General features: G+C 53.6%; 11 protein-coding genes. 2 read left to right on the top strand and 9 right to left on the bottom strand.

The window, feature by feature from the left end; genetic code table 11:
* Positions 1–76: 76 nt before the first annotated feature.
* The 7 genes from GSQ91_RS12870 to GSQ91_RS12840 form a co-directional block, all read right to left on the bottom strand.
* Positions 77–1402, bottom strand: coding sequence for an oligosaccharide flippase family protein (locus GSQ91_RS12870; protein WP_158821981.1), 1326 nt, complete (start codon positions 1400–1402; stop codon positions 77–79).
* Positions 1399–2679 carry a GumC family protein gene (locus GSQ91_RS12865; protein WP_158821979.1) on the bottom strand — a complete coding sequence of 427 codons (1281 nt, stop codon included), beginning with the start codon at positions 2677–2679 and terminating at the stop codon, positions 1399–1401. The genes GSQ91_RS12870 and GSQ91_RS12865 overlap by 4 nt, the downstream gene beginning before the upstream one ends.
* Entirely contained in the window at positions 2679–5657 is a 2979-nt protein-coding gene (locus GSQ91_RS12860) for an SLBB domain-containing protein (RefSeq protein ID WP_158821978.1), read from the bottom strand. Before GSQ91_RS12860 ends, GSQ91_RS12865 begins: the two co-directional genes overlap by 1 nt.
* A gap of 4 nt (positions 5658–5661) precedes the next feature.
* Positions 5662–6972, bottom strand: a complete 1311-nt coding sequence (locus tag GSQ91_RS12855) for a nucleotidyltransferase family protein (RefSeq protein ID WP_158821976.1) — start codon at positions 6970–6972, stop codon at positions 5662–5664.
* A 33-nt stretch (positions 6973–7005) separates the two neighbouring features.
* The gene (locus tag GSQ91_RS12850) at positions 7006–7491 is read right to left on the bottom strand and encodes a c-type cytochrome (protein WP_158821974.1); all 486 of its coding nucleotides are present in this window, start codon (positions 7489–7491) and stop codon (positions 7006–7008) included.
* A gap of 2 nt (positions 7492–7493) precedes the next feature.
* A complete protein-coding gene (locus GSQ91_RS12845) occupies positions 7494–7859 on the bottom strand; it encodes a cupredoxin domain-containing protein (RefSeq protein WP_158821972.1) in 366 nt (121 codons plus the stop codon).
* A 624-nt stretch (positions 7860–8483) separates the two neighbouring features.
* A complete protein-coding gene (locus GSQ91_RS12840) occupies positions 8484–12911 on the bottom strand; it encodes a glycoside hydrolase family 38 C-terminal domain-containing protein (RefSeq protein WP_158821970.1) in 4428 nt (1475 codons plus the stop codon).
* A gap of 224 nt (positions 12912–13135) precedes the next feature.
* On the opposite strand from GSQ91_RS12840, the gene GSQ91_RS12835 reads away from it, so the two are divergent.
* Complete coding sequence (locus GSQ91_RS12835) at positions 13136–15499, top strand: tetratricopeptide repeat protein (RefSeq protein WP_158821968.1); 2364 nt, start codon at positions 13136–13138, stop codon at positions 15497–15499.
* Positions 15500–16757: 1258 nt separating this feature from the next.
* On the opposite strand, the gene GSQ91_RS12830 is transcribed toward GSQ91_RS12835, so the two are convergent.
* Entirely contained in the window at positions 16758–17735 is a 978-nt protein-coding gene (locus tag GSQ91_RS12830; RefSeq protein ID WP_158821967.1) for an alpha/beta hydrolase, read from the bottom strand.
* A gap of 238 nt (positions 17736–17973) precedes the next feature.
* Here GSQ91_RS12830 and GSQ91_RS12825 point away from each other — a divergent pair, with 238 nt between their 5' ends.
* Positions 17974–18381: a hypothetical protein gene (locus GSQ91_RS12825; protein WP_158821966.1), complete on the top strand. Its 408-nt coding sequence runs from the start codon at positions 17974–17976 to the stop codon at positions 18379–18381.
* Positions 18382–18452: 71 nt separating this feature from the next.
* Here GSQ91_RS12825 and GSQ91_RS12820 read toward each other — a convergent pair whose 3' ends face one another.
* A complete protein-coding gene (locus tag GSQ91_RS12820; protein ID WP_158821964.1) occupies positions 18453–20555 on the bottom strand; it encodes a glycosyltransferase 87 family protein in 2103 nt (700 codons plus the stop codon).
* Between the last annotated feature and the right edge of the window lie 149 nt (positions 20556–20704).

Below are 20704 nucleotides of genomic sequence, written 5' to 3'. Positions count from 1 at the left end.
TTGTGCGTCTCGCTCGCAAGCAACATCGCCTGTTGCTCTCTGGCCAGCGACATATCTGTCGTTGCGATTCCTATATTCATGCATCCTCACAGACCGGGTAAGAACCCGTTGCGGGAAGAGAGACACTAGATGCGCTCGTAAGAATGCGGACCAGAGGGAGATACAGAAGTAGAGTGGTCAGCCCATAGACCAGGCGTGCGATCGCGACACCACGGACGCCCGTGCGAGGAAGAAGCCAGCCCATCAGCACCAGCATGGCAGTTCCGCCGAACAGATTGAGCCAGGTAACCACACGCACGTGCCCCAGTGCAAGCAACGAGTAATAGCCGGTTACATTGAGCCCCAGCAGGGCAAAGCTCCAGACAATGGGAGCCAGCACCGACGAGGAGGCTTCGGCAACGGCGGGACCCACCCACGCATTGAGCAATGTTCGGCCGAAGAAAAGAATGGCAGCCGCGCTGACGACGACAAACAAAAGGTTGATGACAAATGCTGTCAGAATATTTTTTCTCAGTGTGCCTGGCTTAGCAATGGCTTGCCGCGCAGAGAGATAGGGGAACAGGAAGTGCAGCCCGGCGGCGGCAATGCCATAGATCGGCTGCGCCAACTGTACGCAGAGCGCGTAGGAAGTAACTGCGGCCGCTCCCAACGAAACACCCAGGATCAGACGGTCGGCCTGGCTGAATATCACGCTTGAAACGGCCTGCAACCAACTAAAGGTCCCAAAGCCAAAGAGCGCAGAGGTAGCCTCGCGATCGAATGCTGGCGATAGTGATGAGGCTCCAAGCTGCCGCTTCAATCGAACAAGTTGAACCAGCGTCCCCAGCGACATCAGGACAAAGGTGAGTGCCATGATGCTGATGACGTCATGACCATAGCGTGTAAGGCCAACTGCAACCACGATCGTAATTACGCGCACGAAAATGCTGATGCGCACGGCCTCGCCATAGCGTTCAAACGCACGCTGCGTGCTAATGCACACACTCTCGATCGCGCGCACCAACATCAACACACTCGCAATACGGAGCGACCAGAGGCATGCGTAATACAGGTCGCTGCTGACCGAGGTGACATGCCGAGAGATAAATGGCACCAACGCCAACGAGATCAGCGTGAAGACACAGCCAAGCAGAAGATTGATGCCCAGCATGCTTCGCACCGCGCCGAGCGTCGCTTCCCTGTTGCCGCGGCTGTTCATGGTGGCGACATACTGAATATTCGCGTCGCCAAAGCCTGAGGCGATAATGCCTCCCGTGCTCACCGCTGCTGTGCATACGACCCACACACCGTACTGAGCGATACCCATATGGCGCAGCAGTGCCGGCGCAGCAACCAACATCGCGACAGGATAGGCAGCGTAGTCCAGCACACCATAGGCGGCGTTGGAAAGATGAGCTTTCACTGAGAGTTCCTCCGCGAGGAGAAGAGACCCTTAGTGTGGGCATGAAGGCTGGCTGCTATCTGCTGTGCGAGCACTTTACGTGGGTCACCGGCATCTACTTTCTCCCAGGTATTGCGCAGGAGAAGGACGACCGCGGTAACGCCAACGAAAAACACCGTAAGAAGAAGCATCATCAACAGCCTGGGCGGAAACGACTTCTTCTCTGCAACCTGCGGTTGGTCGAGCACACTGACGACCGGTGTGTCTTTCGCTTCTTCTATCCTCGACATCTCGTATTGCTGAGAGAGAAGCTCATATACGGTCTCCTGGATACGGACCTCGCGATAGAGATTGGCATACGGAACAGCCAAACGCGGAATCTGACGCAACGACGGATACAGGCTTGAATTGCCGGCTCCGCTCTTTTCGCTCTCCGCGGAAGGTTCAGCACTGCTGCCACTCATCTTCGTAAGCTCACCGTGCAAGTCAGCGATGCGTGCCTGTGCGGCCCGTACGCGCACATTGTCATCCCCATAGATCTGCTTCAAAGAAGCCAGTTCGGACTGGCCGACGATCATCTCAGCCTGCAGCTTGGCTGCGGCATCGACCATGGCATGTGTCTGCTCCTTGATGTCGAGCGTGGTGTTGACGCTGGAAAATTCGCTCAGCGCCTTCTGCGCATTCTGGAGTTCGTTCTGCACCGTAACGAGCCGCTTCTCAATAAACACCCGCTCCTGGTGTGCCGACGATACATTCGAGTGCGTAAGGACGTTATTCAACTCCTCGATGTAGGCTGCGGCAATCGTACGAGCACGCTGCGGATCGCTATCGCTGAAGGTAAGGCTCACGACGCCGCTCTTCTTGTCCTCATCCAGTTTCGTATGGCGTACAAGGTACTTCACCGTATCGATGCGATAGCGCTTGTGATACACATGCTGCAAGTTGAAACGATCGATGAGACGATCGTTGATGACACGGCTGTGCAGCATGTCAATGAAGAGCGCACTGGAGGTTTTGCCACCGAGTAAACCGGCGAGACTACCGAGGCTACCCAGGCCTCCCAAAGAACGGCCTGCAAGTGCGGCGAACATTGCCGCACCCGAACTACCCTGGTCCGGCGGCATAAGACGGGCCGTAGATTGATACTCTTTCGGAATAGTGAAGGCAATGATTCCACTCAACACAAGCGAAATTACTCCCACGCGAAAGAGCGTGCGTCGACGAGTCCATAGCAGCGAAGCATTCGCGACCCAATTGGCCGTGGCCGCTACTGTCGAATTGTTCTCAACTGTGCGCATCAGAATAATCCCGCCACCGCGGCAGTAATGGCGATCGAAGAGCTAAGCTGGGCGACCGTGAGCAGGTTCTGCCAGAAGACCGAGCTACCGATAACCTTTTGCGGGACAACGATGACATCCCCAGGATTGAGGCGCGTCGAAAGAACCTTGCTGGAGTACCATCCGCCCGAGTGCTTGCCGATGACCAAACCATTCGCCCGGACAATGAATATCTCACCGCGGCTGGCAACATTGTTGGTACCACCTACATTCCTGAGATACCAACTAGCTTCTTTGCCTGGAACGAACGTGATGGCGGAAGTGTTGTAAACCTGTCCTGTAACAAGAACGAAGCCTGGCCGTTTCGGCACAGTCAACACATCGCCGCGACGCATCTCAATATCGGCTGGGGTATTTGCCCAGCTATCGATATCTGCGCTAATGTGAATGACCATTCGGCCAACCGCAGGCTGGCTTCGCAACTGCTTTAGAATCTCTGCTTGTTGCGCTTCTGCAGCCTGCAGTATCGCTGCCTGGTTCTGAACATTGAGGCTGGTCGGAACACGTGCCGATACTGACTGAGACTCAATCTGACGGATGAGCTCTTCCTTGCTCTTCTCCTCGAGTTCTTTTACCTGAGTGCGTATGAGCACAGCGCCGTCCGCGTATGCTGTTCCTCGCAAACCGCCCGCACGGCGCAGCACAGAACTCAACCGCTCACCCTCTTGCAGGCCGTAGCTTCCGGGGTAGGTCACTTCACCATCGATCACGACAGATGAACCAATGTCGTTCCACCCCGAAATTTGATGAATGGTCAGAATGTCACCCGGCTTGAGCGTGACATCAGCAGCATGGTCATTTCCCTGCACGGCGGCCCCGATCCCAACTGGCGCACGCTGACTGACGATCTTCTGTCCATTCTGTATGGTGTAGCTCGTAAGATCAGCAACATCGAGCAGAGCATCACGCTTAAAACCACCTGCCATCCTCACCAGCTGGGCTGCAGTCATGCCTTCAGAGAGCGCATATTCACCGGGTTTCATCACCTCCCCGCGAATCGTCACCTGAGGTGAATCAACCTCATAGCGGCCAAAGATGCGGATCGTATCGAAAGGCTGCAGCGGCAGATCTACGTTTCCGATGAGCGCTTCTGCCACATTGAATTCGATGGTCTCCGCATGAAGGTCAGGGGGAACCAGACGGATGATGTCACCCTTAACAGCAGGCTCTGGCAACAGATCCTGATAGCTGCGGATCACGTCGGCCAGTTTCATGCCGTCTCGATAGGGATACTTGCCAGGGCGAACAACATGGCCTTCGACATAGATCGCATGCTCGCTATACGGCAGAATGGCTCCGACGTGAATACGGTCGCCATCCTTGACGTGAAAGGCAGCTATACCCTGACGTTCGGTCTGCGATGTGGTTGGTACGTTTGTGGCCGGTAAATCCAGCGTTATCGTTTCGCGTTGCTGGTTAGGCTGGATGCGTTCGACGGTAATATGGTCGAGAGCCGCTGTAACGGTAACTCCGCCGGCATCATCCAACATCTCCGCAAGTGTAGAGTCGCCCGATGTACCACTTTTCATTTCATAGATCGCAGGGCGTTTCACCATGCCATAGATAGCTACCTGTGGACCGACGGGAGGAATCAGCAGCGTATCGCCAGCCTGCAAGCGCTCTTCGTCCATCCTCACTCCGTGAAGCAGGAAGTCATAGAGATCGACGTCTCGAACCAGCTGGCCGCCGCGATAGTGGCGCACGATGCGCAGCGAACCAACCGCCGTCGGACCGCCAGCTGCATAGAGAGCATTGAGAGGTGTGGAGAGCGAGCTAAGATCATAAGCTCCAGGACGTTGAACATCACCAACGACATAGATTCTCACTGTGCGCAGACGGGCAATCGTGACATCGATGCGAGCGTCGCGAAACTGATTCTTCAGGGCATCCTGAATCACTGACTGTGCGTGCTGTAGCGTCAGCCCTGCCACAACCAGCGATCCAGCTTCTGGCAGCGCGATCTTACCTTCACGATCAATAACCTTTGTGAGGCTTTGCGAGATGCCCCCCCAGAGATTGATCGTGAGTCCATCCCCCGTGCCGAGCACATAATCGGGTCCTACAGGAAGATCTATCGGGATGCTGGCTTGACCGCCGCTCGCACGCAGCGATGACGAATCACCGCGATTAAGAAACATCTCGGCACCAAAGCGTTTGAGTTTTGTCTCGTCCTGTGGAATCTGCGTGTAGAGATCACGCATAGCGAGCAGGTTGTACGGCGCAGGCACACGCAGAACCTGGGGCTCATCAGTGATATTGCGTTGCTTATCCGTTGGACTTGTTCGCTGCGCGATCGACTGCCTGGGAGTTCCACTACGAGAGCGGAGATCATCTGCAGTAGTATTCGTCGGAAACGCCCCGCTCTCCAACCCCGCGCCCGGAAGTCTTGCCAGTGAGTCGAACGTTGTATTGGAGCTGAGGCGTTGATCGTCGTCAGAATCAGCAAGAGAGTGATGCAGATCAGCATCGGATATATAGCCGCGCGAGCGAAGCCACTGCGTAATGTTCGTGCGCAGATCGGCGCTTGAAGCTATCTGGCGGTAGAGCATCTCATCCGTGATCGAGTCGGCCTGAACGCTAGTACCCTGCTGCGATAACTGATCGGCGATGAGCGACTTCAGTTCAGGGACAAGCTCCGGCTTCTGCTGGAGAATGTCATCGATCTCGGCGGCCGTCAATGAGTTGCGAGAGCTGAGACTGGCGCTGGAACTAGAGCTGAGACTGCCACTGGAACCCAGACTGGAGCCGGTGGCATCCGAGGAATCTGTGGAGGAACTCGTTGAAGAGTCCTTTGTACTATTATCCGTAGGCGCAGCGCCGGTTGGCGTGGAAGGCTGCTGCTGCGCGTGCAACTGACCGAGCAGCGCTGCAAATACGATCAGGCCCAGCATCACGCGGCCACCGCGTTGTATCCATCGAATTGTCGCGTGCTTCATCATAGAGTCAACTTTGAGTGGGGTATGGATTGTCGGTCATGGAATGTGGCGCAACGTTACGTAGTGCAGCGAGCCGACGTTTCCAGCGAATGACCTCGATCACATATCGAAGCCCTTCAACAACATGAAAACGTAGCCGAAAGAGAACGAAGCGCAGCTGGTAAAGTTCCGCGCGTATCCGCTTCTTCAAGCTGTCGTCCGGACTCGTATGGACGATTCGCGGAGCGCGATGCATTGGCAGCAGACTGCTCCGTCTTTCTTTTTGCCAGGAAGCGTCATCCCCCTTCAGCGCATCGCGCAATAGCAGATAAAACTTCGTACCCGGAAAACCCGCAAGAAGCGACCTGCGCCCGTAACACTCCGCCCATAACTTCACTTCCGCCGGCAGCCGTTCCAACGTCCAGTGGTTGAGTTGTGACGGGGCCTGGCCTCCGAATAGCTGGAAAGCCAGCAACGTCGAAAGACCGATGGCAATCTCCGTCTGTCGGTCGTTTCCCGCACACTCACGCACAGATTCCCAAAAGGCCTGATCCGCATAGTGCGATAAGACGTTTCGCCTGTACTCAAGGAGCCATGCAATACGCGTCGACGAACCGCAGAGATGCCCGAAGAGATGAAGCGCTTGACCGACAAACTGATCTGCTGGAGCAAGAGTTGGGAAGCTGTGCCCTTCCCACCTGCGCCAACTCAGTCGATCGAGCTTCGGATCGCGTGTGGGTCTATGTGCATCCGAAGCGGCGAAGTGTATCTCGACAGACCTCTGCGGCTTTGCCTTGTAGTGGTCTTCGATACGGGCTGGTTCTGAAGCTCCAGCCTTGAACTCCCACACCGTGTTGGTTGACCCCATCAACCCATATCCGGTCTGAGCGAGTATCTGACTGCAGAGCTCCAATTGACTGCCGTCTACCAGAAAATCAAAGTCGAGTTGGCAGCGCAGCGCGGAATCGGGGCAGGAGTTAGGTGAAAGCGTAAAGCCTTTGACGTTACAAAACAGAATACCCGCCTGATTGAAAGCGCGGTTGAGTGCAACAAACTCCGTGAACATGCTAGCGGTACGGGAGCGATTGTCAGCCATATTCTGCTGAAAACGGCGAAGCGTTCCAAGAGGTAAGGCATCCTGAAGATTCAACTCTTCAAGTCGGGCAAGGAAGTAGAGCACCATGCCGCTAGCGTCGAGCCAGTGATACGAGCGCTCCCAATCGCCATAGCTCACCGCGGAAAGGAGCTGATGCAAGCGGTTGGTGGAGTCGGTAGAGCTGTTAAAGGCTGCGATGACCGCTTCAACGACTCTCCTCTCTCCCTTTGCACTCCATCTCATAGCAATCTCCCTTACCGCGTTGCGATTCTGTTTTTAGTGGCTATACATCTCGGGCTCGCCCTGGCTTCCAGCGGGAGGCAGATGACGAAGAAAAATAACGATCGACCAGATCTCGTCGTCGCTGAGCGTACCTTTAGAGGCAGGCATACCGGAAGGCGAGATACCGTTGTCGATGATCCACTTCAACTGCCCATCGGTGTAGCTCTGCACCTCCGGTGCGGTCAGAGGTGGAAGGGGCGGTGACATCCTATCCGCGAATGGAATACCGGTGTTCTGCCCATCCATCCCATGGCACGCCACACAGTAGTGTCCGAAGGCTTCCTTGCCTGAGGCAAGAGTGTCGGCGCTGTACTGAATGGGATTTTTCTCGGACTTGTTGCGCACGGTGACGTGGTGCTTGGCAGCAAGGACGATGCTCTTTTCGAGTCGTGACGGCGGACTTACCTTACAGCCGCCGGCCAGAGACATAACGCCGAGAAGAGCCGCACCTGACAAAACGACAGAGCGAAGGCGGCGCATGATTACTCCGTCACATGCAGTGTCATTTTCATGCCACCATGTCCTGATCCGCAGAACACAGAGCACTGCCCGACGAATGTGCCTACCTGCGTTGGCGTATAGGTGATCTCCTTCGTCTCGCCCTTTCCGGACGCGATCACGAGGTTGAGCTCCTTGAACTTAACGCCATGGGAAACGTCTTTACTCGTGAACACGATGACAACCGGCACACCCTTCTTGAGGGTGATCTCGCCGGGAGTAAAGTCGAAACGCTTAGCGACGATCTCGATACGCTGCGGGGGCTCCTGCGCGTTGGAAAGATGCGCGAAAAAAAAGATAGCGGTGAGTACCGCGAGTACAAAGGACGATGTTAGGATCTTGAGTTTCATGAGCTGCGCTCTCCTGTGTATGGTCACGTCGGGACGAACTTGTCCAGCAACCCCACGCTAACAACTCACACAGGAGGGAGTGTCAGTACCCTGTCATCTAAATGTCATCGGTTTGTAAGCAGGCCTGTGACCGCATTGCAGACACACATGATCCGCCTATCGTGCGATGAGCCGCATGTGGAGAGCAGAGTGTCCAAAACAAGGGCTACAACCGTAAGTAGAGCGTTCGGCGGCAATGGGTCGGGAACAATTGGCGCAGAAGCAAGAGGAGCTTCGCCACAACTTGCTCACCTTGACACAACAGTCATTACAGAGCGGGATCGTTATAGATTCCAAATTCAGCGATACCGGGGGGATGGCACTGAACCCGAGATCGTTAAGCGAACACGTTCCGAGCGGCCCTGGCGAACTGATATAGCTGAAAGGTAGCGAGGGCACTTCCAGTGACAATATCCATCCATGCGTCGTCTTGCCAGCATTCGCAAAAACGACGCTGTGAGCTTGTTTACAATCAATATCGCGCTGCCATTAACACGTCGGGCGACTTCAATAATGAAGTCGCCCGACGAATGTTTGAGTCAAAGCTGAAATGAAGACTCACTCTCTGAGGAGTCGATCGTTGGCTTATGCGCCCGTCGGCACCAGCGTCATAGCAAATACGATGACATTGGGATTGCTCGGCAGACTGATACTGCGCACCTGTTTCTTACTATCAAGGGTGAAGGTGTAGGCATGCAAGTAGAAACCATCTGCATCTTTTGAGCCATCGGATGCGAGCCGATAAGGCATTTCCACAGCCATAGATTCACCTTCTAAAGCGCCGGATTTCGCCCAGTCACTGAGGCTTCTAGTAAACGAAGAGGATGTGCCATCGGCATAGTTTACAGTGAAGGTCTGCATCTCCTGATTGCCTTCGACGGCTGCAGCAAGAATCTTCAAACTGTTGAAGTTACCGGCCGTCAGCGTAATGGTCTTGCTTGTAACCCCATTGGGCGTATTGGGCTGACCCAGCTTGAAGACAACACCTTCCCCTATCTGCTCAGTCTTGAGCACTTGTCCTGAAAGTGCGTATCCGCCTCTGTCAAGACCGGCGTCCGGCGCGAACTTCGCGCCATCTTTATAGATACCGGTGACGTTATAAGCCGAAGACAGATCGACTGGCGATGTGCCGGTCGCAACAGGCGTGATCGATACAGTGGCCGTAATCGCGTGCGAAAGGCTGCCCGAATTACCGTTGATGGTGAACGTCGTGGTTGCCGGTGACGCCGACCTCTCTGCGCTCAATATCAGGGTGTGTGATCCAGTGTTATTGACTGGAGTGAATGCGGCTGCAACTCCCTTTGGAAGACCCGATGCCGTCAGATTAACGTTGCCGTTGAAACTACCCATCGGCACTACGACGATCGTGGACTCTGCAGTCCTACCCTGCGGGATCGATAGATTGGACGAAGATGTCGAAAGCGAGAACTCGCCGGGACCGGCATTGGGTGAAGGAAGCTCATCGTAGAGCGGTTGTGCCGGCACAACGACAGGATTCTCCTCGGCGACCGAGATCGCAAGGATTCGAATCGTAGGATCGTTCGGGAGCTTAATATTCGTCGCTCCGGGCGGCAGGTCGATAGCATAACCGAAGAGATAGGAGTATGCATAGGGCGCGTTTACGCCGGCTGCATTGTGATGATGGCTGCTATACCAGGCGAGATTGGCACGCTTGATATAGCCTGGCGTCAACCCTGTCATCTCTCCGTAATTATCATGGGAGGTGTCCTTGGAACTCCACTGACGATTGTCCCATTGGCCGATATATCCACCCCAGTCCTGAATCGTCAGATCGATTTTTTTGCCGCCTGCTTCAAAGGTTGCTTTCCTGTCACCATTGGCTGATGCAGCTAGCAAATAGACGCGATTGAAGTGGCCGGCCGGCAAGCTGATCGTCTGACCTTTTCCTTCAATCGCATTCGGTTCTCCGGTTTTGGCGGCAGCCAGATGGAATACGACGTCATTGAATGCAAGCTGTGAAGGCAGCATCTCCGCCGGTAATGCATTCCCTTTTCCGTCAAATCCCTTTTCAGAATGGCCGCCATCGTCACTTGCGGTGGCCAAGTCATAGTGCATTTCTACCGGGACCGACTGTACGCCAGTTGCCGTAGCTGAAGGGGACGTAAGCCGCAACGCAAATGTGCGTGGCTGGTAGGCGCTGAACGAAGTCACTAGCGCCCCTCCACTGAGGGTCGCTGCCCCTACCGGCTGTTCCTGAGCATTTATTTCGCGCGCCTCTGCGATCGGCGCGGCAAAAGAGAGTTGGACGTCGGATTCGGGTTTTCCATCGAGTTCCACTAGCCGCACAATGACTTCGTCGCTCTTTTCCGCTTTCTTGACTGCCAGAACTCGTATCCGTGGATTGCTTACTTTCAAGAGAGAGAAGACACGGCCCTGAGCTCCATCGTGTTTCGAAGCTTCGAAAGCGACGAGTGGGGCGTTTAGTTGCTGCCCCTGCCAGTCCGTCTGCGCGCCGCGCCAATCCGAGGCGTGACCTGCGAAGCCGTACAAAAACTCATGATGGCCAATATCCTGCGTCGCTTCATCGTGATAGCCGCCTGCTGTGCCAGGTGTTCTGAGAAGTGTCAGGCGAATGGTGTGATCATCTGGTTTGTCCGATCCATTCTTACTGTCGGTCAGGATGGTTGCGCCGAATTCGCCGTTCATGTCCGTGAGATCGATCCACTGATGCGACGGAACTTCGAATTTGCTGGGTTGCGCGGTCGGCCGCTCGATGGTGCCAACATCCCAGTTGTAGGTGGCATTCAGATTCGATGCGGCGAGCGGGAAGACAGCCTTAAGATTTGACTCCCTGGTGTTCCAGTCGATGACGTTTCCAAACTCGACACGCTTGCCCGCTTCACCAGCTGAGAGCCGAATGGTCTGAATGAAGCGTGAGCCTGCAGTTGTTCGAGAGACTTCTATGGCCACACGGGCCGGACCGTCTTCAACGATACGAACCTTAGCCGGGCCTGCAACGTAAGACTTCGGGGCCGCTTGTTCCTGCTCCCAATCCATATTCCAGGCCGGCCACTGCGCTGGATTGTCATAGGAGATGGCGAGGCGAGCAGGGGAGGAGAGCAGTTCTTTCCCAATCGTTTTATCGAAGATACTGGCGACATCCCCAGCTTCATTCAATTGAACGCGGTAGTGCTCATTCTCCAGTTCACTGTTCGATACATGCAGACGTGATGGCTCCTCAACGGTCCCAGTACCCGGCCGAACATCATAGACCGCGTAACCCACGGAGGGAACATGGGCAAGGAAGAGAATCTTTCCATTCGAGATTTGTGCCGGAACTTCCTTTCCATCGGGAGCAATCACATGAACGGCTGCGGGTATACCGTTCGGGAAGTTGACCTTCGCTTCGACGATATCCTCACGCGCGATATTTAGCGGATTGAAGACGACCAGCGGTACGCCTTCAGTCTCAGTATTCAGGGTCGATGAGACGCCTTCGACTGCACTGCTGAGTACATCAGAGAACTGATTCATTGCGATGACATCGTCGTTCCAGGCGAACTCATAGGCCTTGGGCGTAGCGGTACCGGCGGCAAGGTCATGGAAATGTGCGCCCATAGCCAGCGTCCAGGCATCATTGAGTCGCTGCATCGGATACGTTCTTGCGCCCAGCCACTGAGCGGCAATCGACGACTTTTCTGCAGCATCGGCCAACAACTCTTCTTTTCTGATCCAGCGCTTCTGGTAGGCCTGTGATGTCAGTGAGCCCGCGGAGTGATTTGTGAGCTCCATTTCGCCTGTGTAGCGCGGAAGAGCTGCGGCTTCTGTGGGCGTGATATTGAGAAACATCTGGTCGGCTGTTGCGGAGATCACATGAACGGGACCGTCTCCAACTTTGACGGAAGGCCAATCAGGATGCGTATCCCCGGAGAAGAATTGATCTTGTGGTGGCAGGCTTGCGCTTCCCTGAGTCACCATGGCCTCAAGTCTCTTAACGGAGTCTTCATCCGGCGCGCCACCGATGTCTCCGGTGCCATAGTAGTGGTAATCCGTGAACAGTCCCGTTGCTTTGCCGTTCTGCTCGACACGCGCTGCCCAGTCACCTTGATAGCGTTGATGTTCCCGGTCGTTTTGTCCCCTGACAAGCGCCGCCTGCTCGCTCCGTAGGCTAATGAACTCCTGAACATCCTTTTGGACGAATGGCTGCTTACTCTGTTCTGCCTGTTCTAACTTGTGTTGCACCTGCTCAATCTTCTGCTGCAGATCCGCGAACGCAGGATTTGCGGGCTCCGGCGGCAGCGGTTTGCTGAGATCGGTATAGATCCCTCCGCTATAAGAACCAGGATTTAGGCCAGCGAGGACACTTTCACCGTCCGGTCCAACCCAGATACCCACATTAAACGGTGTACCTTCGGGCGTTTTCTCAGAGGAACGCCATCCTCCCGCATTGGCAGAAGAACCCCAGGTGAGTTTCTGGGTCGAAAAGCCTTTTACACCGGCGTGCGCAAGGATGGTTGGCAGCGAAGCAGGAAACCCGAAGCAGTCCGGCAGCATATATTCTGCGCTGGATTTGCCAAATTCGTTGCGGAACCATTCATTGCCGTATAGGATCTGCCGAAAGATTGCCTCGGCACTGGGGGCGTTCACATCACCCTCTTCCATGGACGAGCCAGCTGGGAACCATCGTCCTTCATCTACATAGTGCTTCAGCTGAGCGAAATCGGCGGGAAAATACTCCTTCATCAGCCGGTAGCGGTTGGCTCCGCTGAAGTTGAAGATGTAGTGCGGATACTTCTCGAACAGGCTGAAATTACCCTCCATCGTCTTACGGAGGTATTCGTCAATGACCTGGGGGTACTCCCATCGCCACTCCGTGTCGAGGTGCGCATATCCGACCACATAGAGGGTTGGTTGCTTGCTGAGATCAGGTTTCTCCGTACCGGCTGTCTGCTTGTCGCGGTCAGGCTTATCCGTGGTTTGGGCCTGAGTCGAACCAGGTATAAGCGGAAGGAACAACGATGTTGCAATCAGAGTGGCACAGAGTTTTCGCATTACAATCCTCAAATCAGCGGTGCTTTTGACTACAGGGTAGTCGCGTACGGGACAGAAGTCGTGATTCACTCCTGAAAAGAATATGAATTTTCACTGAAACCATATCCACTTTATTATCATCAATATAACGCCTTACGAAGGCAATGGGAACGATAGTCTTTCACTTTGTTCTGAGCTTCTGATACCCTGACGGCACATAAGGGCAAGTAGGCGGAGGTATAAAAGTGGCCGCGAGACCAGTTGCTGGCTATAGCTTCGGAGAGTGGAAACTCGACGTCGCCCATGGTTGCCTAACTTGCGGGGGCAGAGAATTCACCCTACGATATCAGAGCCTGCAGCTGCTCATCGTCTTCCTTGAACATCCTGGAGTCCTGCTGTCAAAAGATGACTTGACTTCGGCCATCTGGACAGATACATCCGTCACCGATAACGCCCTTGCGCAATGTATCACCGAGATCCGAAGAGCGCTCAAGGATGACCCTCGTAATCCTCGCTTCATCAAGACCTTTCCCAAAATAGGCTATCGCTTCATTGCGGAAGTAGAAATCGCTCGTGAGACTCCGCAACCTCCTGCTCTAGAGCAGCCATCGCACGAACCCCAACCTGGCCCGCGGCCAGAAACGGTCTCCATAGAGCAAGATGGAGCTTCTCTCCTGCAAGAGACCTATCTCTCGCACCGTGCCGATACGGTCGTGCCGAATGTGAGATTGCGACTTGTGCTCATGGGACTTTTTTCCATACTGCTTCTCTTCTTATGTGGCGATATGACTTATACGATAGGACAGTTGCATGTCGCTACCCCGCCCACTTCAGGACTTCCTACTCTTGCGGTGTTTTCGCTTGCGAATGGAACGGGCCGACCAGACCTCGACTGGTTGCGTGAAGGACTTTCGGACATGATTCTCACCGATTTGTCTCACACAGGCAAATGGAATGTCTTAAGCCGTGAAGAGATACATGGGCTTTCCGGAGGAACCTCTTCACACGCACTTCAGATGGATAAGGCGCTCGAACTCGCCAGATCGGTTCATGCGAAAGGTTTCGTCATGGGAACCGTTGCCGGCTCAGGTCAGCAGATCGAGATAAGAATCGAGACTCGTGATGGCTCTGATGGACATCTGCTCGCCACCGATAGCACCTCTCTCATAGATCCTCGTGAGATCGTCGCAGGAGCGAGCCTGCTGTCCACCGATATCGCTCGCCATTTCGGGGTTGTCATCGACGATGCACCCGCCCTCGGCGAGGTGATGACGAGCAATGTCGAGGCATACCGCTATTATTCACTCGGCGTGGAAAAGGCAGAGCAATTTCAGAACGTGCAAGCTATCGAAATGCTCAAGAAGGCGATTCAACTTGATCCTCGTTTTGCCATGGCTTATGCGCGAATTGGATATGCCTATGCGGTACAGGATTTTCAGACCGACAATGGCCGTCCTTACCTTGAACGGGCACTGCATCTCTCCGCATCATTGCCTGCAATCAACAAGCTCTACATCGAAGCGTGGCTAGCTATTGCCAACTCTAACTACAACACAGCCATCAACACTCTGCAGCGAATTACAGGCCAATATCCGAATGAAACCGAAGCCTACTGCCAACTCAGTCGGTTGCTTCGTGGACAAGAGAGGGTAGACGAGGCCGCTGTTTTACTGAGAGGTGCCATTGAGCGTCAGCCAAATGCCAAAGACCTCTATAACGCCTATGGCCTTATTCTGCTTTCGATGGAGCGTCCCCTGGATGCCATCGATGTCTACAAACAATATGTGATGTTAGCGCCACAAAATCCGAATGGTCACGACAGTCTAGGTATGTCCTACCAGCAAACCGGTCAGTATGAGGCAGCTGTCTCAGAGTATAGCGAGGCGTTGAGATTAGACCCTGAATTTGAGCCCTCCATCGTTCACCTCGGAGATGCTTATTATCAACAAGGCAGATATCGAGATGCGCTGAACGAATACCAGCGTTACGTCCAGGTCACCAAATACAGTGATGCCAAAGCCCTAGGGTATGGAGACCTGGCCAATGTCTATATAGCTATGGACAAATTACGAGAGGCACAGATAGCCAGTTCCGAGGAGCTTCGCTACAACCACAAGGCTGTTTGGAATTCGTTGGTTCTTGCATTGGCTGCGCATCAAGGGGAACAGGCAAGAGTTCTCGAACAAAGACTTACTGCCAACATTCCCAACTCCGAGCGCGGCTCACAACACGACATCCGCATGAAATTCTTTTATCGAGGCTACTTTGAACTGAAGACCGGCGATACCCAGGAAGCTATCAATCACTTCAAAGCTGCCCTGCAACATTTACCTCCTTCATCAGGTATTGATTTGCACGAAGATTGCCTGGCAAATGCATACCTGGAACTCGATAGGATTACTGATGCTATCGCCGAATATCAACGTATTCTCAAAATCAACCCACATTATCCTTTGGCATATTTTCATCTCGGGCTCGCTTACCAGAGATTGAACGACCCACAAAACGCTTTTGCGGCCTTTCAACATTTTCTTCAGGAAAGCACCTCGGCAGACCAGGACAGTCCGGTTATTTTGAAAGCCAAACAAGATATTGGGATCGCCTCATAGAGGTCGCGCCAACGCTATAGAAGGCACTCGTGAATTTCTAACCTCAAGCTCCGAGACACGAGATCTTTGGGCTGATTTCCATTGAAGGTCTAAACTCTCATGACAACCAGCGATTTGACGGTCCAACATGAATTGGCAACGAATGCCCAGATTTACTCACTTTGGCACGAATGTGTTGACTCAACAATCCCAGAGAGAGAAGTCCCCTGGCCTGATACCAGGCACAGTAATCTGAAAGGTTATGCTCCACCGCAAGCTCTTGCCGGGACCGAGCACGTAGGCTAGATTTGCTCGTTGCGCCTCCAGGAGTGTCCCACAAGGCGCCAGCGTAGGCTCTAATGCAACTGCATATTGGAGAGGTTCCACACCAGGATCAGGCCATCCTCCATAGCAAAGCCACAGACCTAGATAGGGTAGCTGTGCGGTATCGAAGGATACGATGATTCCCTGTCCTGCTGAGGCACGGTACAAGCCACAGCGACCCCGCAGAAGTCGATCCGTGTAGAGCATCTCTGCTATTCCGTCAGAGCTGGAACCGGCAAAACGAAGATCGATTCCAGAGTCGCCAGATGGCCGGGGCCACTGGATCTTGGCACCAGGAGTGCCAAGGCGATTCCGCCGGGAATAGCTCAGCTTGAGTTGTTGCACCTCCTCTGGCAATACCACGTGATCCCCCTCGCAAACGGCGAATAACGGATGGCAAGCATAGAGGAATGAGGTCGGTAACGAGTGAAGATTCTCAACGCGATACTTCACATGAAGCGCACTACCCTCAATCGAAAATTCTTTCCAGAACCGCAATGGCCGGCTGACTCCTGTCGCATGGATGCATAGATGTTCACTATCAGGAGTACCCTCCACATCCCAAGCGAGTCGCCAGAAGTCTCCATGGTCAGGAGCGACGCCTCCGTCCGTCTCTGCTCCACAAGGCCCAATCGTAGGGAGACATTCCTCTATGCCTGCGCAAGACCCATTTTGGAAGGGTGCGTTCAGATCCAGAGATGTGAACTCGCGATTCGTTTGCGACTGAGTTAGAAACTCGAGTCCGGAGTGTCGACTCACTAATGAGGCCACTCGTCCCCCTTCTTCCGGCATAACGGTGACAGCAATCTCGGAGTTCTGCAATATATACGGCGTCGATTGTCTCATTACCCTCTCTTGTCAGAGCTCTCTTTGAATGGCTTAATATCGGTTGTCAGGCTGACTCAGATCAAATCTTATCGCGTGTGAATAACTATTTGTGCAGGATAGTAGTAGCTTACTGATTCGTGGCAGATAGATACCCTTGACCTATTAGCCAACTCCGATACAGTTCATACCAGTTATCTGTCGGCATATGGTGCTTTGTCATCCCAAAACCGTGACCCCCTTCGGCCAGGATATGCAACTCCACTGGAATCTTCGCGGTGTGCCAGATATCGTAGATTCGGACGCTATTTTGTATCGGAGGAACTAGCGGGTCATCATCCGCACAAAGAACAAACATTGGGGCCTTCTCATTTTGTGGGTTCAATACTGCAGGTGCTAATGGATAAATTGCCGCGATGAAGTTTGGTTTACTATCTGTCGTGTGATGTACAGCCACACTTAGCGCGAGATACCCTCCGGCTGAAAAGCCTATTATTCCAATGTGGTCCGGCATCAGTCCCCACTTCGTGGCATTGTTACGAACAAGGCGTATGGCTTGCTGCCCATCCGCTATCATCAAGGGCGACATCTCATCGATTATGGGCTGCATATCGACTGACGTCTTGAGCCGATGCAACAACACTAGAGGGTAGTCTGTGTTTGTTCTGGTTACACGATATTTCAAAACAAAGGCCGTGATTCCCAGAGAGTTGAGATAGTGAGCAACCTCAATACCTTCACTGCCCATGGATAGCATGTGGAAACCACCGCCTGGACAAATAATTACCGACGTTCCGTTGGCCTTATCTGTGGCCGGAAAGTATGCCGTCAGCTCCGGGTCCACTACATTACGCACAAGCTTTTCGTCTTTCGTGTCCACCTCCACTTCCTGCTGTGTCCAATTTTCGGAGCCCGGGGCTTTACCGGGCCATAGGCGAATCACCTGCGGAGCGCTCGAAGTAGCGACAACATGCCCAGCACTCATTTCCAGCTTCTGATCTTTGCTCGGTACCCCTCTGCCCCATATCAATATGGCCACAAATGCGATCACAAGCATTATGACGCCTGTGATGACAGCTCGTAGAATGTATTTATGCGAACTTTTCAATTCTTAGCTCCTACGAACTGCCGATTAGAGTGAAAAGCCATATCTGATACCTCAGACTTAACAATTGCTTTATCAATCATTTGAGAGTGACACGAAGTTCCGGTTCAGGAGATTCGCTGGTGAGATCCACTGCAGATCACATGGTGTGTCATGGTCTTCAATCTCTGATTCCTGATTTGTGCTCTTCTGCAGTGTCTGATTGGTTCCGCTTTGATAAAGGCAAACAAAAAGGAATGGCATGGCGTCTCCTGTTCCAATAGACGCCTCTGCATTCTCTCCGACTCAGTACTCGACATTTCTTGACATATCAAAGGCGATGGGCTTCCCAGTGATGACCATTGCCAGAGGTATATCCCACATCTACAGGCGAAACTGGTTGCGCACGTATATCGAGGCCGTTTCGTTCGGAGCTTACAGACTTTTCCTGAGCGGTGGTCTCCGCAGTGTGGCTCTCTCCATAGAGAATCGGGGTATTGCCTACATCATCTGCATCTTGTGGGATAGCAGGCACCCGTTCATGACTGTTAGGTCGGAGAGCTTCGTACAAAAACACGAAGGTGTATTACAAGGACTCTCTACTATTCCCACCGATGAACTGCAATATCGCGAAATCGATGAGACTGGCCTTCTGACGGGAGGCGTGTGAGCTAGTTGCAAGATTACGACGGATTGCAGGTAAAGATCTCAATGAAACCTGTTCCCTCCGTAACCCGCCCTTCAGAAAACTACTCTCCGGCGTGAAATGGCCGTGAACCAAAGGCTCCGTCCGCAATCGGTGCTATAAAGCAGCGTCTTTGAGTCAGTCTCCCATGCGGGTTGAATCTGATTGCACGGCTCATCGACTATGTGTTGCGTCGCACCGGTCCTCTGGTCGCGGAGCCACAGGTTCCACACCCCATGATCGAAACGGCTATAGGCCATCCATCGTCCGTCGGGCGAGAGCGCCGGATAGCGCGACTCTCCAAGTCCAAGCAGAGCGTTCGTGTGCGTTGCGTCATTTAGATAGATCTGAGGTGGACGTCCATACACGGCAGCCGAAAATGCATACTCTTTTTCCGAGAGAAACGAAGCTTCATAGACATTCAGCGAAGATGGTGTGAGGACGGACTGGCTCGCGGTATCGGACTCAAAGGCTCTCCGCTCCATCAGCTTCCCCTGCCCATGATCGTCACGCATAAAGGCAAGATCTTGACCGTCGGCAGAGAGCATCGGATCCCGCGCGTCGTCAACAACAATGCGCATGGGCTCCCGCACATCGACGATCCGCGAACGCAGCTTCAAGGCACGCTCTACCAGAATTCTTTCAGGTCGAATACTCCCGGAGCTACTTGTGAATGAAAGATCATCGTATAGAGAATCAGAAGAAGGATCGCTCCATACCGCATTCTGATCCTCCGTCACCAGATGGTATCCACTAAACATAAATGCAACATAATGAACTCCAGTACCTGCGCGCTGCGCATTTGCATTGAGAAACCCCTGAGTCTGTAGCGGCAACCGGTAGGCATATTCCTGCCGTACAGCGCGCTCTCTATGAAATGTAGAAAACATAGTGGAGAGTACGGATACAGCCATGACAGCAGCCCAAGCATAGCGAGTCCAATCACGCGAAAGGGCTCGGTCCGAACGGTCATGCCATAGCAGCCCATAGGTTCCTACCAACGCCGCAAGCATCAATGGGAGTCGCGGCACATACAACAGAATCCCAAGCCCCATCTCCCGATGCGGGATTGGCATCGGAAACCCGATGCCAAGGTAGATAACCAGCAGGGCCGCCAGCCAGGTGTACGACCTGCGCCGCAACAATTCCGCTGCCAATACACACATTGGTAAAGCCATTAGCACAAAATTGTACGACGCCGGAACAGTGGAGATGGCGAGTGATGCAGTCAACAGAGCTGACCACTCCAGCATTATGCGGCCACGAGTGCTGTCTTCCCTGCGGATGAGCAGGACTGCAGGCGCTAGCATCAACGTTTGCAATGCGGGCAGCAATAGAGCGTAGCACAACGGAGAGTAGTGCCACGGATGCGGGTTCCACTGCGGCTCAGAGAGAAACAGTGAATGCAACACACTGGAAAAGGAGGCCGTCGTCACATATGGCGGCATGACTTCGCCGTGAAGTGTCCACGGCAAGATCTCATGCAGGTACGTGCGATGCACATTCCATCCGAAAACCGCTACGGATAGTACAGCGGCTGCCAGCCCCGTAATCACTCCTGAGATCAAGGCGCGCCAAGATCTGCGTTGAAGGAAAAACACAAAGAATAGAACGGGAAAAACCTTGCAAGCTGCGGCAATCGCAACCAAAGCACCGGCCCATACATAATACTTCCGCAAATAAGCCCAGCAAGCCATCACGATCAAAAGCAACAGAAAGACATAGAACTGACCGTATTCAAGATTGCGATAAAACGGAACGCTCAAGGCGAAGACCAGCGCAATTCGCCGATAGGTCAACCCAGTCATCGAACGCAATAGCCAGCAGAGGGGAAATAGCAACGCGAGATTCGCGATTATCCAGATGTGTTTAGCGGCAAGTGGCGCAAGCTTGGTGAGCGGCCACATAATCAATGTCGAAAATGGTGTAATGGGCACCAACCCAATGACGCGAACATCGACGGCACGATGGTCCTTCTCACGCTGCAACCAATCCCATTCATACATCCGAGAGGTATCATAGTTCTCATGCGCCAGCCGCGCTGACATATAGTAGTTGGGAAAATCTGTAATTAGGCTGTGCCACGCGCGTGGCATCGTATGGAAACATACATAAAGAACAAGCAGTAGCAGGGCACAGCGTTCGGCCCACCTGATCATACGATGGTCCTGCGAAATGGTCTTGTCTTGGCTTAGGATGCTCAAAATCCGCCCCGCAGCAGCCTCGGTGATGCAATAGGCAATAGCGATAGGTTGTGCTGAATAAGTGTTATGCGGCCATTGGTGATCTGTATTGAGGCGCGCAGGCT

It is taken from the genome of Granulicella sp. S156 (assembly GCF_009766105.1).
In the GTDB taxonomy this organism is placed as follows: domain Bacteria; phylum Acidobacteriota; class Terriglobia; order Terriglobales; family Acidobacteriaceae; genus Granulicella.
This window is presented reverse-complemented; position numbering and strand designations above follow the sequence as displayed.

Excerpts from the sequence above, each read along its gene's own strand:
- GSQ91_RS12865 (WP_158821979.1), bottom strand. The coding sequence starts at position 2,679 with ATGCGCACAGTTGAGAACAATTCGACAGTAGCGGCCACGGCCAATTGG.
- GSQ91_RS12855 (WP_158821976.1), bottom strand. The coding sequence starts at position 6,972 with ATGAGATGGAGTGCAAAGGGAGAGAGGAGAGTCGTTGAAGCGGTCATC.
- GSQ91_RS12820 (WP_158821964.1), bottom strand. The coding sequence starts at position 20,555 with ATGATCAGGTGGGCCGAACGCTGTGCCCTGCTACTGCTTGTTCTTTAT.
- GSQ91_RS12825 (WP_158821966.1), top strand. The coding sequence starts at position 17,974 with ATGGCGTCTCCTGTTCCAATAGACGCCTCTGCATTCTCTCCGACTCAG.
- GSQ91_RS12840 (WP_158821970.1), bottom strand. The coding sequence starts at position 12,911 with ATGCGAAAACTCTGTGCCACTCTGATTGCAACATCGTTGTTCCTTCCG.
- GSQ91_RS12850 (WP_158821974.1), bottom strand. The coding sequence starts at position 7,491 with ATGCGCCGCCTTCGCTCTGTCGTTTTGTCAGGTGCGGCTCTTCTCGGC.
- GSQ91_RS12860 (WP_158821978.1), bottom strand. The coding sequence starts at position 5,657 with ATGATGAAGCACGCGACAATTCGATGGATACAACGCGGTGGCCGCGTG.
- GSQ91_RS12845 (WP_158821972.1), bottom strand. The coding sequence starts at position 7,859 with ATGAAACTCAAGATCCTAACATCGTCCTTTGTACTCGCGGTACTCACC.